At 63.1% G+C, this 14638-nt stretch carries 8 protein-coding genes; all 8 read right to left on the bottom strand.

The features are described 5' to 3' along the window. Positions 1-40 precede the first annotated feature (40 nt). The gene (locus RMET_RS21970) at positions 41-829 is read right to left on the bottom strand and encodes an MFS transporter (protein WP_035820769.1); all 789 of its coding nucleotides are present in this window, start codon (positions 827-829) and stop codon (positions 41-43) included. A 384-nt stretch (positions 830-1213) separates the two neighbouring features. After that, entirely contained in the window at positions 1214-5491 is a 4278-nt protein-coding gene (locus RMET_RS21965; RefSeq protein WP_232310530.1) for an ATP-binding protein, read from the bottom strand. A 196-nt stretch (positions 5492-5687) separates the two neighbouring features. Further along, positions 5688-7733: an ATP-binding protein gene (locus tag RMET_RS21960; protein WP_011518746.1), complete on the bottom strand. Its 2046-nt coding sequence runs from the start codon at positions 7731-7733 to the stop codon at positions 5688-5690. Positions 7734-7980: 247 nt separating this feature from the next. After that, positions 7981-9015: a fimbrial protein gene (locus RMET_RS32675; RefSeq protein WP_152560182.1), complete on the bottom strand. Its 1035-nt coding sequence runs from the start codon at positions 9013-9015 to the stop codon at positions 7981-7983. A 40-nt stretch (positions 9016-9055) separates the two neighbouring features. Beyond that, positions 9056-11608: a fimbria/pilus outer membrane usher protein gene (locus RMET_RS21950; RefSeq protein WP_011518744.1), complete on the bottom strand. Its 2553-nt coding sequence runs from the start codon at positions 11606-11608 to the stop codon at positions 9056-9058. A gap of 113 nt (positions 11609-11721) precedes the next feature. Further along, entirely contained in the window at positions 11722-12468 is a 747-nt protein-coding gene (locus tag RMET_RS21945; protein WP_029309783.1) for a fimbria/pilus periplasmic chaperone, read from the bottom strand. 77 nt (positions 12469-12545) lie between these two features. Next, entirely contained in the window at positions 12546-13073 is a 528-nt protein-coding gene (locus tag RMET_RS21940) for a fimbrial protein (protein WP_011518742.1), read from the bottom strand. A gap of 1136 nt (positions 13074-14209) precedes the next feature. Next, positions 14210-14617 carry a hypothetical protein gene (locus tag RMET_RS21935; protein WP_011518739.1) on the bottom strand — a complete coding sequence of 136 codons (408 nt, stop codon included), beginning with the start codon at positions 14615-14617 and terminating at the stop codon, positions 14210-14212. Positions 14618-14638 lie beyond the last annotated feature (21 nt).

Here is a 14638-nt window from a genome sequence, read left to right as displayed (position 1 = left end):
CGCTTGACGCCAGAGATGCTGCCGCTTGGATCGCGGTCGCTCAGTTCAGTCGCTTGCCGGCCGTTTCCGCGACCATGGCCAGGCCCACAAGCGATACGATGCCGCAACCGATCACATATTGCGCGGGGGCATTCGCATTGCCGGTCACGGCGATCAACCAGGTGGCCAGGAACTGCGCGAAACCACCAAACACCAGCACGCCAATGCAGTACACGATCGACATGCCAGTCGCACGGATGCGCCGCGGAAACAGTTCCGAGAGCATTACCACTGACGGCACGACGTTCAGCACCAGCATCAGTGACAGCGCGGCAACAACGCCCAGCAGCACGGGCAGGGTCGGCTGAGCATTGAGCAGCAGGAAGCCCGGGTAGATCGCGACCAGCATCGCGATACGCGACCAGAGGATAAGCGGTTTGCGGCCGATCCGGTCCGACAACCTGCCCGCGTACGCAGACAGTGCCACCTGCACCAGTGCGCCCACACAGCCTGCCGCCATGCTGACCCCGGCCGGGATCTTCAGCACCGAGATGGCGTAGCTGGTCATGTAGTGCAGCACGATATAGGTGGCCGAGGTGCCACCGATGGTGATCAGTACTCCGGCCACCACCATGCGCCAATAGCGGGTGAAGATCTCGCGCAGGCCGGCGTGCTCCTGCCTCGGCGCGCCGCCCTCCTGCACGACGCCGGTTTCATCGAGATGCCGGCGGATATAGAGACCAACGGGAATCACCAGGATGCCGATCGCAAAAGGGATGCGCCAACCCCAGCTTTCGAGCGCTTCCGGTGACAGGGTGTTGGTCAGCGTCAGTCCGATCAAGGCACCCATGTCGGGATGCTCAGTTATTGCCCCAAGCCCTTGCTGGTGTGCGACGCCATGCGAGGCTGGGTGCAGCCGGTGCGAATTTCCGAGCAGTTCGAGACCAGCCGTCTGGGCATCATCGGTCGGCGCAACACCATGCGCAGCAACGCCGCACAGTGTTTCGTGGAGTGCTTGCTGGAGGAAGTCCGCCGACGGTCACGGTCTGCGGCCCCGGGGCGACGCCGAATTGTTTGACTTGCTGGACGTACTCTTCTGATGGGAGTGCCGCTGAAGGATCTTCGCGGCTGACGGAAGATGCCGTCAATCGCCTGACATCGCCCGGCTATTCCGATGGCCTTGCATTCGGGGCCGGTCTCGGCTGGCGCTCGCCCGATCTTCCTGGCAGGCCGGTCACGCAACATCCAGCTTCTCCAGCCAATCGATCAGGTAGTCATACATCGCCGACAGCGAAGCGCCCGCCGACTGGATTTGAGCCGGGGAGCCGGTCTCCAGCAGACCATCCAGCCGATCGAGCAACTCGTGCAGGTATGGCTGCTCCATCACCGAAATCGCGCCACCGGCACGATGACACCACTTGCCCAGTCCTGCGGGCGTCGGCGCCGCCAGCTGCGCACGCAAGGCGTCGCGGTCTTGTTCCAGGGATCGCAAGAAGATCTGGCGCACGTCGCGCTCCGCCAACATGGGCTCCAGTTGGGACCGCAGCCCGACGGTATCGATGCATTCCGGACGGAATCCGCCGGATTCGGGCGTCCGACGGGCCGGTGATGCTTCCCGAGATCGAACCTCCGTCTTGGGCGACGGTGCCTCCGGACCTCCTTGCAATGCGGTCTCGATCGTCTGCTGTAGCGATGCCAATGTCGCCGGCTTCACCAGGAACGCGTTCATGCCCACTTCCATGCACAGGACATGCTCTTCCCTGGCGACTGTTGCAGTCAGTCCCACCACGGGCAGCGCTCGGACGGACGGCCGATCACTCGCCCGGATCGACCGAGTCAAGTCAAATCCGTCCATGACCGGCATGTGGCAATCAGTCAGCACCAGATCATACGTATCGGCCCGCAGCGCCGTTACCGCTTCCTGCCCGTTGGTGCACACCGTGCTGCGGTAGCCCAGCAGACGCAATTGCTGCCCGATAACTTCCCGGTTGATGGGATGGTCCTCGACGACAAGGATCCTGGCGCCCTGGGGCACCAGATCGTCTGCTTTCCCCTCTCCCGCCCGCGAGGCCTGTGGTGAGGCTGGTGCAATGCCCTTGAGCAGCGCTTCCAGTGCTCCCACAAAAGCCGTCCATCGCAACGGATTGCTGCCGAGCGACACGCCAGACTCATCCTGGCTGTAACCCAATGGCAGCAATTCATCGGTCAGGTGAATCGCAAACTGGCCCTTTCGCCCGGCTCGCTCCATCCGATCGGTAATTGCGATGCCATCGTCCGGAGTCTCATCCTCCGGGCTGACGCAGCGCATGCCGGCGGCCTCGCCGTAGGCGATCAGGGCCGCACGCCTGCTGTCATCGCTGACAAGAACGGATAGCGCCCTGCCGCGGAGGTTCGGCAAATCATAGCCCTGGCTGACGACTTCGCATGGCACCCGGAGTACCGCCGTCGTACCCACCCCCGCCTCGCTCTTCAGGGTTATCTCGCCGTCCATGAGCTCTGCCAGCGTCCTGACAATGGTTAGCCCCAGCCCGGTTCCACCGAATCGGCGTGCGGTACTGCGCTCGCTTTGCATGAACGGGGCGAACAGGCGAGCGAGATCCGTCCTGGCAATACCGATTCCAGTGTCTTCCACGACCACGACCAGCATTGGCAACCCGGTAGCACCTGGCTCCATGGTTGCGCGCAACATCACGCTGCCGTGATCGGTAAACTTGATGGCATTACCTAGCAGATTGAACAGAATCTGGCGCAGACGGATGCCATCGGCCTGCACGATGGCCGCCACCTCCGCGCTCACCCTTTGCTTCAGACGCAAGCCCTTCTGGAAAGCTTGCGGCAACAGCGAGCCGAGCACGCCGTCGAAGAGTTCCCGAAGATCCACCGGCGCTCGCAGGATGGCAAGCCGCCCGGCCTCGAGTTTGGCGTAGTCCAGAATGTCGTCCAGTATCCGTCCGAGTGCCTGGCCAGACTCGCCGGCCAACGCGACCATGCGCTGCTGCTCGGCCGTCAGCGGCGTTCTTTGCAGCAGTTCGATCAGGCCGAGAATGCCATTCATTGGCGTGCGGATCTCATGGCTCATCATGGCCAGAAAACTGTCCTTGGCTCGCGATGCCGCTTCGGCCGCATCCTTTGCCTGCGCCAGTGCGTTGGCACGCTCGCGCTCTTCCGTGAGGTCCACATAGTAGCCGTGCCACAGGACGCCGCCATCCGGCTCTGTCTTAGGCACGGCATGGATGCGGATCCAGCGTGTTTGTCCACGGATCAGAAGACGCATGTCCGCGCTCAAAGGCCGCCCCGTGGTTTTGGCCTCTTCGGCTGCGGCCAACGCCGCGATGCGGTCCTCCACGTTGGCCATGCCCAGCAGCGGATTAGCCGGACCAATCAACGATTCTGATGAGCGACCGAGCAGTTGCTGCGCATTGCCGCTCACCCACTCATACGAAAAGACACCGTCGCGCTCGCGCATTCGGAAAGCCGTGGCGGGCAAATGGCGAGTCGCGTCCACAAGCATGGCCTCGGCAGCTTGGGCCTTGGCTTCGGCGTTGCGAATCTCCGTCACATCCACCGCGGCCGAGATGACCCCGGCGAACTCCGGCCCGACTCTCTTGATGGGTTGCGCCCAGCACAGGTAATAGCGTTGCTTGCCATCGGCGTCCACGTAGTCCACCGCAAACTGCTGCAGCTGTTGGGTCTCCAGGGCTCGCCGGGAGCCCGCTTCCAACGCTTCGGCTGCGCGGTTGCCCGGCACATTCAGCTCTGTGGGCAAGTGACCAACCATCTGCTGTCTAGTCATCCCCGCCCGCGACTGGAAGGCGGCATTGACTTCAACGTATCGCCCTTGGGCATCCTTGACGGTGATCGGAATCGGGACGGCGTCGATCAACGTGCGCTGGAAATCCAGTTGCGCCTGAAGCTGCTGTTTGGCGAGTCGCCTGGCGGACGCCTCCCGTCGCAATCGATACTGCGAGCGCAGCAGGATCCCGATAATAACGATGACGGCGACCAGGTATGGGGCGATGCGTCGCAGGACCTGCTGCCATGAGGGCTCCAGAGCATAGCTGGCGGCGATGTAACGGCTCTGGATCGCGAGGCGCTCGACTTGCGGCATGTATTCCATGGCACGGTCAATGAGCGGCAGCAGCCGTGCTCCCAGCTCGGGGGACAAGCCAAAGCCCATGTCCAGCGTTTGTCTGCCGGAACCTATGATGCGCAGCGTCCCCGCGAAATAACGTTGCAGCTCCACGTCCACCGTAGCCAGATCGTCCACATATGCATCGGCTTTCCCATTGGCAACCGCCTCCATGCCGGCATGCACGGAACTTACGACGGACAACTGCAGATGCGGGACGGCTGCCCTGAGCAGGCCCTCCACACCACTCGCCTCACAAACGACCACACGCTTGCCAGTCAGGTCGTTGAGGCCTTCGACCGCCACATCCAGCTGGCGCCCCACGATGACCATCGGGAAGGAGGCATAGGGCCGGGTCACCGGCAGGCCAGCCAGCGCTGGATCCTCGGCCACGGCGACGGCCATCAGGTCCAGCTTGCCTTGCCGCAGCGCTTCCACGGTCTGCGCAAAGGGTGCGGCACGCTCACGCTGGAACCGTACGCCGAGCGTGCGACCCAGATATGACAGGTAGTCAGCCGCCATGCCGCCGGGTCGTCCTCTGTCGTCGACGTAACTATAGGGTGCCGACCCCGCGTCGAATGCCACCTTCAGCACGGGCAGCGATTGCAGAAACGCCCGCTCCTCCGGCGTCAGAAAGAACTCTCCTGCAGGCGACGACGCTACGATCGGAGGCGTCACCCAACGACCGATAATGGCGCGCCGCGCGTCTTGTGGCATCGTGGCGAGCCCCTGATTGACGGTGGTCTGTAGGGCGGCGGCGGCCGGACTGAACGCGAAATGCAGGCCGCCACCGGGCTCCCGGTAGCCTGCCTGAACGGCCAGGCCTTTGTACTCGGGCCGTCCCAAGTAATAGTCCGCCACTGGCTGCCGCGTGGGGTAGTAATCCGCCTGGTTGTCGCGTACGGCACGCAACCCGCCTTCAGCGTCCTTCACGGGCACAAACCGCGCATTCGGGAACCGTGCGCGAAGCCGCTCGTCCATGAAAGAGCCCGGCTCCACCGCAATCCGTGCCTGCTCCAATGCGACGGCATCCTGCCCCGCTGCCCCTGCGCGGCCGACGATTGCGGCAGTGGCATCGAAGTAGGCCTCGGAAAAGCGCAGGCAACGCGCGCGCTCGGCAGTCTCGCCAACGTTCAGCACCACGTCCACCTGGTTGGCGCACGCGGCGGCCAGCAGGGCAGGCATACTGGCAAACGTGGTCGTGACAATGCGCACGGGGCGGTCGCCAAGCGCCGCGCGCAGGAAGTCGACACCGATGCCGCTCACCTGTCCGTCTTGCACGATGGCAAACGGCGGCCAGTCGTTCTGCACTACCCCAACCCGTATCGTTTGCGCCGTGGTAGCAATGGGCTGCTGCGCCACTGCGTCATGCCAGATGGACATCAACAGCAAGAAGCCAACGCACCGTAGCAGACCGAGCAGGTCGATCCACCGAATCCGCCTCGTCAACAGGCGCACACCATTCATGCGGTACTCCAAGAAAAAAATGGCGCAGGCAATTCTTTAGCGGGCGGATTTCTTCTTTCGAGGTCCCGCCTCAGATCCTTGGCGATCATGCGCATCAACTTGATGCCGCCACCTATGCCAACCTGAACTCGGCGCGATGCTCTCGTCTCTCAGAGTTCGACAGGGGCGATCCAGCGTCGGGGCAACCCGGCATCGGCACGCGCAGCATCACCTGCGTACCAACACCTAGTGTACTGTCGAGCATCAGCTCACCTCCCATCAGTTGCGCCAGTTGCCGAGAAATTGCCAGGCCCAGTCCGGTTCCGTCGAAACGGCGCGCCGGTCCGCTCTCGCCCTGCACGAATGGGGTAAAGAGCCGTGCAATATCCTCCGGTGCGATCCCGATGCCTGTGTCCGCCACCGAGACCACCAGCACGTCCTCGCCGGCGCTGGTCGGCTCAACACTGGCGAGCAAATCCACGCTGCCGCACTCGGTGAACTTGATCGCGTTGCCCACGAGGTTGAGAAGAATCTGTCGCAGCCGAGCCCCGTCGGCCACGAGTTGAACCGGAACGTCGGGCTGCACCCATTGCTGCAACTGCAACCCTTTGGCCTGCGCGCGCGGCGCCAATAGGCTCAGCACATTGGCGAACAGCCCGCGCAAATCAAGTGGCGCTAACGCAAGACGCAGCCGGCCCGCGTCCATCTTGGCGTAGTCGAGCACATCGTCGAGGATCTGTCGCAGCGCCTGACCTGCCTCCGAGGCCAGACGCACTTGCCTTCGCTGTTCGGCTGACAAAGGCGAATACTCCACCAGTTCCAGCAGGCCGAGGATGCCCTGCAACGGCGTGCGGATCTCGTGGCTCATCATGGCCAGGAAGCTGCTCTTGGTGCGCGCCGAGGCCTCGGCTGCGTCGCGCGCCTGGGCCAGCGCCATCATCTGGGCACGCTCGTGCGTGACTGCCGCCTGCAGCCTCGCGATCAGCGTCGTGCGCTCATGCTCGAGCGCCACCTTCCGCAGCAGGCCCGCCCGCAACTGTTCCAGCGCGACAAAGATGGCCCCAATCTCGTCGGTCTTGGGCCAGACATGTGTCGGCCCGTCGTATCGCCCCTCGGCCAGCTCAACGGTGGCCTCCGTCGCTAGCGTAAGTGGACGCAGCACCCGCTTCGCGAACAGCCAGAACGTGGCTGCGACAAACGACGTGATGATCGCGAGGATCGCCAACAAGCCACCAAGCCTTCTCTTCGCGCGCGTCGTGTCAGCCTGCACTTCCGCCTGAGCCACGTCGAGCACGGCGTCGCGCATGGCGACGATCGGCGCCATCAGTGGCACGTAGGTGCTGGCCAACTCTGCCGTCGTCGGCCGAGGTTCCGCCGGACCGATCGCCTCGACCTTCTGGAGATAGGCGAGGCCGTCACCGAAAAAGCGCTTGTGCAGCGCAGTGTCGGCGTCGCGTAGCCCGGGTTTCGACGCCAACTGGAAGCTGACGCGCTGCTGGATCTGGTCCCCCAACGTCTGCACGCGCCCGAGATCCCCCGCCAGGCGCTCGCGCTCCTCGCTGTGCATCGGACGATTGCTGACCAGTGCGCTGGTGAACTCGGAGCCGGCGCGACCCGCATACTCGCGCAGTTCGGCGGCAAATCGCGCACTGACCGCGTGCTGCGCCGCCACAGGAGCGGAGCGCTGCAGGCGCGACAGCGGGCCGTCCGCGACGCGCAGGATCTCATCGACGATGGTGAACATCCCGCTCACGGCCCGTTGCACATCATGTCGTTCCGACAATGGCCGGGCGATTAGCCGGTCGATCTGGGACCGCGCTGCCGCCAACTGCGCCCGGGCATGCTCGAGGCTGCCTTTGGCCGCGCCGCACTCCGGGCAGTTGGCACCGTGCAACATTGCTATGGCCGCAGTCAGACTGGCGTCACTCTGTTCCCGCGCTCGCAACAGCGCGCCGGCGGCGACGCCAGGCGCTGCGCCCAACGCGGCATTGGATGGCCCCCGCTCGGCCGAGACCTTCTCGGCGGCAACCAGCGTGGCGCGAAAGGCCTGGAGCATCGCCTCGCTGTGTTGCGCCACGGCGTATGCCCGCCACTCCTCGGTCCAGAGATAGCTGCCGAAGCCCACGATCGTCGCCACCATGGCAAGCGTGATCAGGCGGAATGCGTGTTGGATGCGCATGGATGAAGCGTGCTCTCAGGATTGTCGCTTGTGTGTGCCACGCGTGCCTCTTACGAGACGGTCGACGGTGATCGACCCGGTTATGTTGGCTGGCGGCGGGCTGTATCGGCGCGCGATGCAGGCCACCTTTGGCCGACTATCGCTGGATACGTTGGAACACGCGCAGCCGTGAGGGCTGTGGCGACGCGTGCCTGCATCCACATGACAAGACTTCTTGCACACCGCGAGCGACCAGCCCGCCACACAGTCATTGATAGGTCATCGTAAATATCATCGATGTATTGGCAGAACCCGGCCCAACGGGTGTATCGATCTGATAGTACCTGGCCTTCAGTGGAATCGTGTAGTCGCCGCCGGTGCTGCTGCTATATCCGCTAAACGTGATGGGCGAGGACAAGGCCAGCGGGTTGCCATTCCCGTCGAGCAACTGGACGCCAACTCGGTTGGCCGTCGAGCCGCTATTCAGGGCCACCACCGTATTGCCGGTACCCGACACGATCGACGTTACCGGATCGATCTGGTATTGGATCGTGTTCAGCCCGGACGGGCAGCCATTCAGCGCAATGTTGAAACTCGTCGACGAGGTCTTCGAGCCCACGCCAGAGAATTCCGACGACAGGTGATTTCCGAGATTGACAGTCACATCGGGCGTGGTACATGCACGCGCCACAATGTTTGTGGTGCCGTTGATCTGCAGGTTGGTGACGACCGCCGCATCCACGAGCGCGGTGGTGGAAGTCGACAGCCACATACTGGCCACAGGACTCGCAAAACTGAGCGTCCCTGGGGAAACTGGCCCGGTAACGACGAGCTGATACCCAAAGCTGTCCCAATAGCCGCTGAAAGGTCCGGTGGCGCTACCGGACCATTGGTACACCGTAGGGAGTAGTGGTACTGGGTGATTGCTGGCTTTCCCGAGGACCTTGATACCGATGCCAGGGACATTGGTGGCGTACACATCCGCGACAGACGTCGTGGTCCATGAGCCGGCCATGGCATCGACCGCATATGCCGTCACGGGGCAGGTGCCAGAGGCCGTAGGGTTGTTCTGTCCCGGGGGGGCGTAGCTAAGGATCACCGTACCCACCGGTGCGTTGCGAGCCACAGTAAGGGTGCTGGGTAGCGTGTAGATGTAATCCGGATTGGCGGTCGTTACTGTGCACGCGGCAAGGGCTCCATGGTTCACGCCGAGGGCCAGCAAGACCGGCAGCACAAACCACCGGAGTGCAGCTTTGATCGTTCTATACGTCACGTTCATCCTCTCAATCGCAATTGGTTCCAAGCGGGTTTCATGATCTGATCTGTCACGATTGACTTGATCCTCATTCCGCGCACGTCGCCTGCATCAGGGCCACCGAAGCGGGGCGGTCGTTCCGCTCCTGAGGCAACTGGTAGCGCAGTTGGCATGATTTGGCTGCGTCCTCCCCCAGCGCCACGCTGAGGGTGCCGCTGTCGGTCTTGAGCCCGCGCGCGATGATGCGCCCGCCCTGACCCACCGTGCCCACAGGCTGGCCACCCGCGTCCCGCACCTCGGCCCCAAACGGCAACGGCTTGCCATCAGCACGCCTGACCTCGAGGATCGCCATGCGGCCGGCGTTCTCGGTGTCGAACTTCAGCTTCACGATGGCCCCGGCGGTCGGCGCCACCTGCTGCATGGTCGACTTCAACTCCACATTCATCGGCAGTCCCTGTGGATCAATCTCGACCTGATTGCGCGCAAACGGCGTCAGGTTCGATACCACCGCATGGCCCCAAGGATCCACGCGCAGGCCGCTGCCGTTGGTCAGCCGCGCGCCGGCCGCATCCTTGGCCTCCACGACCGCCACCGTATCGCCCAGGCTCGGTGTGAACGCCACGCCCCCCGCGTACGCCACGATGCCGCCGGCCAGCCCTGCGCTCATCTGCGTGTAATTGCTGCTCCTGCTCGCACTCGCGCTGAGCGTCGTCACCGGCGATACATAGGACACATTGCCACCTACGCTGGTGCTGGCCGCCCCATTGCCGCTGTTGCGGCCCACGTTGATACCGTAGGCCACGGCGTTGTCCCTGCCAAGCGTGCCCGTCACCGTTTCGTGCAGACTGGTGCTGCCCGAGGAATCCTGCTGCAGGCTGGTCATCGAATACGGCGCGCGCGGACTCTTGCCCAGCGGGATGCCCACGTTGAGCATCACGCGGTTGTCCCACTTGTTGGTCGTGACGTTGAGCTGGCGTGAGACCGAGACGCCGTAGTTGATACGCTTGTAGCTGTTGTTGTACCCAGCCTGGAGCTGGGTATCGCGGCCATTGCGGTTCCAGTAGTCCTGCACAGAACCCGACAGATAGAAGTTGCCCCAGCCCTGCCTGAGGTTCTGGTTGACAGTGACCTGGAACCTACCGCGCTGGATGCCACTCATGGCAGAGGCCATGCCGCGTTCATCCAGGTCCCGCAGGTTCATCGCGTCGGCCAGACCCAGATAGCCTCCGCTGGAGTAACGGTAAGCGGCCAGCGTAAGGTTGGTGTTGGTCGGCTGCACCAGCTTGCTGTAGGAAAGGCGCACGCTCTGGCCACTGCGGCTGGGCTCATTAACCAGCCACGTGGTGGCATGGGTGATGTCCGCGCCGAAGGCGCCATAGTCGGTGTTCAGCGCTGCCCCCAACAGGCCGGCGATGTAGTGAGGCGATGCCACGAAGCCTCCGTAGCCGGTGAAGAGATTGGTGAAACCGTGCTGTACCGTGCCCTGCAGCAGGAGCGGCGAGATATGAACGCTCGGATTGCGGTACTGGCCCGCCGTGACGCTATAGCGCGTGACACCGGGGCGCAGCGCGTTGACGGCGGCCGCGTAGGGCACACGCGAGACATGCACGCTGCCGTCGGCCTCGGTGACGCTGACTTCCAGGTCACCGCCGTAGCCAGTCGGATAGAGATCGTTGATCTCGAACGGACCGGCAGAAACCGTGGTGTCATAGAGGATGTTGCCATTCTGGCGGATCTGCACCCGCGCGTTGCTCTGGGCAATGCCACGTACGATCGGCGCATAACCGCGCTGCGACTCGGGATACATGCGGTCATCGCTGGCCAGCTGCACGCCACGGAAGCCCACGCTGTCGAACAGCGACCCATCGGTGAAGGCCTCGCCAATCACTAGCTGACTCTTGAGCGGCACGATCGAGCGTTGCAAGTTCGTCTGCACGCTCTGGTAGTGATTACCAGTCTGCTGGTCGTGTGTGAAGTTTCCCCGATGATGAAAACGCCAGGCGCCGATGTTCACGCCGGCGTCCAGACCCAGGTAACCCTGGGTCGAAGCGATGCCCTGGCTGTCGCTGTGATACACATTGGCGTTGTACTGCAAACGCGCGGCGTTGATGCCTTCGTCCCAGTACTTCGGATCCACATAGCCGCGGGCCTGGCGCGACATGTTCGCCTGCGGCACGCTCACGTCCAGGCGCTGCTCGCCATTATCAAAGGTTGCCGTTGCATCTTCGATGATCTCCGGCAACGCGACGCAAGCCCCCTCGCCCTCCAGGCGTGCGCTGGCCTGCGGCTTGAGCTTGGTCAGATCCACCCCCATGCGCTCGAGAAGCGCCCGGTCAAAGCACGGTTGGACATTACTGCCATTCCCGTCGACGGCGCGCAGCGTCACGTCGGCGCGGCCGATCCAGGTCTGGTTGACATACAGGTCGGCGCGGTAAGTGCCGGCCAGTGCCGCGTTTCCCCGGTTGAAGCGGCTCAGATCGATCTGCTCGCCGGGTGACTGGCGCAGAAACATGCTGCTGAACTTCGCCTCAGCCACCAGGCTCCCGCCGTCGGCGGCCATGGCGGCCGCGCTGGCTACCAGCAGACACGCAGCCAGACTGATCTGACGGCGCACTGGGAGAGTTGGAGATGACTGACGCATTCGGGAATCAGATAGAAACAGCGGACAGACTGCTGCCCTGATCGGCAGACCGGGGTCTTGCCCACAAAGGAAGGAGTCTGGAAAGGGGCTGCCCTAGGCAGCCGACGAGAGCATCATGGAGTGACGGCGAGCGCGGCCTCTCCGTCAATGGCGCCACCAAAGTCGCTGATGGCGTGGTAGTGAACCTTCAGGCCGGGCGCGGGAGTCGCAGCGGTGTTCAGCGCAAACACCTGTGTGTCTCCGGGGCCGACCATGCCGCCATCATCGAATTTCACCGACTTGCCATTGCCCTCGATCTCGAAAGCAGAGAACGAGATGAAGTACGGCGTTGGATTGCGAACCTGCACCTGCTTGCCGCCCGGCAGCAACCGCCACTCGGTCTTGGCTGGCGCATCCTGCGCCGTGCCGGCCAGCCCGGCCGGCCGGAAGAAGAGCTTGATGCGCGTGCGGAAGGCCAGTTGCAGCTTGTTGGCCTCCCCACTGGCTTCGGGCGGAATCTCCAGCACGTTCAGCCAGAAGACCGATTCCTTGTCCCGCGGCAGCGCCTCACCGGTATAAAAGATCCGCAGCGTCTGCCCCTTACCAGGGTCGATGCGCGATACCGGCGGTGTTACCGTGAACGGCACGGAGATCTCCGAGGGTGCCGCTTTGGGATCGCCCTTGTCCAGCCACACCTGCGTGAGCGCTGGCACCTTGCCCTCGTTGCTCAGCCTGACCGTCGTCTCACGCTCATTGGCGTTAAAAATCACGCGCGTGCCGGCAAGGACCACCGATGCCTCGGCCTGCAACACAACGGCCAGACCGAGTACCAGCAGCAAAGTCGTGGTCCAGACATATCGAATCATCCGCGTGCGTGTCATGATCATTTCAGGAAGACAGGGTCAAATCCAAAGCAGGTGGATGGCAGAACTGTGAGATTCCGCCATCCGTTTCCGGCTTAGTTGTAGGCGATGGTGTACATCACGCTGGAGTTGGCCGACCCTGCACCGGCCGCGCCTGTGGCGTAGTACTCGGCGTAGTACGTCAGCGTGGCCGACCCCCCGCTGATGCTCGCCGATAGCGAGTTCTGCGACGCATCGGCAAAGCCGGCCTTGACCAACGTCTGGTCACTGCCGTTGAGCAGCTGGATCTGCACGTTGGAGGCGGTACTGCCGGTGGTCAGCATCAGGCGGCCTGCGGAATCGGTCGTCGGGCCCGCTTCGAAGTAGGTGTGTGCGCTACTGCCCGTGCAGCTGGTCAGCGCGATGTTGAACGACGTACGGCCTGCGGTATTGCCCGATGCGCTCAAGGTACCGGCCGCTACGGTCGGCAGCGTGACGGTGAAGTCAGGAGTGCCGCCATTGATAGTGCAGGTATTGGACGTGACCTGACCGTTGAAGGTGATGGTGCCGTCGGCAGCGGCTGCAAACTGCGAGGCTAGGCCGAGCGAGGACACAACCAGCGTGGAGAGTAGGAGTTTTTTCATGTTGGAGAATGAAGATCAACGAGTTTGAAATGCCCGCGCGAAGAAGGAGCTGTCCAATCGCGGCAACCTATCCAGTACCCCAAGGAACTGCTCTTCGCGGATGCTAAACGCGTGCCAGCGTTCGGCCCGGCCTATGTTCGCGACAGCCCATGCGGCTGTAGCGAGCGTTGCGGAGCTTAACCACTGCACTTCCAAAACTTAATAGGCAGCCACCTAAACATGCGGGCGGCCTGCGCCATATCGTGCGACTGGCTGCGCTGGAGCCGCTACGGCATCGAGATTAGGCCCAGGCCCATTGGCTGATTGCTGTCACTGCGCGGAGAATGCTTGCCGAAGTGAATACGCGCGGCGAACGCTGATCGCAACCATGGCTCCGATCGACCATGGCCATGGCCTACAGTTGGCCAATGACTGCACCGGTTTGAGAGGGGGAAGCGCGTGGAGAACGGTGTTTCAACAGGAATGCTCGACGCCATGGTTGCGGACCTGAGCGGCCGCGAGATCGCCGAAAGGTATGCCGCCAGTCTTTCAACTGAGCAATGCCATTGCCGTCCGGCCCTGCAGGCCTGGCTCGCAAAGGAATGGCCTGCGCTGGGGCTTTGGTCGGCAGGCTGTCGACATCGGCGCCGACATGCTCGCAACAGGCTAGCCAACCGCAGCTTGCAGAGCGGCGCTCTCCAAACTGTATCGGTTTGACTTCCCCTCCGGGCTAAACCCCGGAGGGGAAGTCAAGGTATCAACCAGATCATGGAAGCCAGCCCGGACCTAATGCTGGACGGCGGCGAAGCGGCCAGCGAGAGGGACCACACAGAGTGTGACTGCGAGTTGGCGGCCCGTTCCGACGCAACCGCCGAGGCATAGTCCAATGGCGTGGATACTCTTGCTTGTCGTGGTCCGGAGATTTACCCCACCTGGAAACCACCATGTTCGGCGCCACGCCCACGGCAGCGACGATGGGACATGCGAAGTCGTTCAGATCTGATCCTGATGAGCTCGTTTCTACAATCAAGCAAGTCGCACGGTGCAGACAGAGCAGAGACTGAAGCTCAGGGACATTTGACCCCGGCGCGTCGATTGTTGGCAATTCTGCGGCGTCCAACGGCCACCGCCCGTCGCTCACCTTGTGGGCTCTGTTCTCAGCCTTGTCTGTTCTCGCCATTCGTGCCGAGTTCAAGTTCTTCGGCCAGGTACCGCTTCTCCTCCTGGGCGAACATATCCCGGACATGGCCGCGGCGCGGCGCCTTGGGTAACGCAATGTGCCAGACCTGAAGCAAGGCATCGAAGCTCGCTGCTGAGGGCTTCGGCCTCGGTTCCCGAAGAGTGAAGCCTGTGGCTTCGTAGCGGGTATCTTTCGCCGCACAGCTGGCGCTTACCCGGCTGCGACGGATTGTGCCGGCCGCCCGGAGGATCTCCAGTGCTCCTTCGGCTTCGCGTGGCGTTGCAACCAGCCCCATCTGCATCATGTCAATCCGGCTAAGAATCCTGCCCTGCTGCAGCACCGCCAGGATGCGCTGCGCGGCAATGCGGGTTGGATGCACGGTCATGATTTCCCGTAGACCATAAGC

The organism is Cupriavidus metallidurans CH34, from assembly GCF_000196015.1.
Taxonomy (GTDB): domain Bacteria; phylum Pseudomonadota; class Gammaproteobacteria; order Burkholderiales; family Burkholderiaceae; genus Cupriavidus; species Cupriavidus metallidurans.
Note: the sequence above shows the minus strand (reverse complement) of the source record. Positions and strands in the feature narration are given on the sequence as shown.

What these genes read in the sequence shown, in the direction of transcription:
- RMET_RS21970 (WP_035820769.1), bottom strand. Translation starts at nt 829, where the DNA reads ATGGGTGCCTTGATCGGACTGACGCTGACCAACACCCTGTCACCGGAA.
- RMET_RS21965 (WP_232310530.1), bottom strand. Translation starts at nt 5,491, where the DNA reads ATGTCCATCTGGCATGACGCAGTGGCGCAGCAGCCCATTGCTACCACG.
- RMET_RS21960 (WP_011518746.1), bottom strand. Translation starts at nt 7,733, where the DNA reads ATGCGCATCCAACACGCATTCCGCCTGATCACGCTTGCCATGGTGGCG.
- RMET_RS21950 (WP_011518744.1), bottom strand. Translation starts at nt 11,608, where the DNA reads ATGCGTCAGTCATCTCCAACTCTCCCAGTGCGCCGTCAGATCAGTCTG.
- RMET_RS21945 (WP_029309783.1), bottom strand. Translation starts at nt 12,468, where the DNA reads ATGACACGCACGCGGATGATTCGATATGTCTGGACCACGACTTTGCTG.
- RMET_RS21940 (WP_011518742.1), bottom strand. Translation starts at nt 13,073, where the DNA reads ATGAAAAAACTCCTACTCTCCACGCTGGTTGTGTCCTCGCTCGGCCTA.
- RMET_RS21935 (WP_011518739.1), bottom strand. Translation starts at nt 14,617, where the DNA reads ATGACCGTGCATCCAACCCGCATTGCCGCGCAGCGCATCCTGGCGGTG.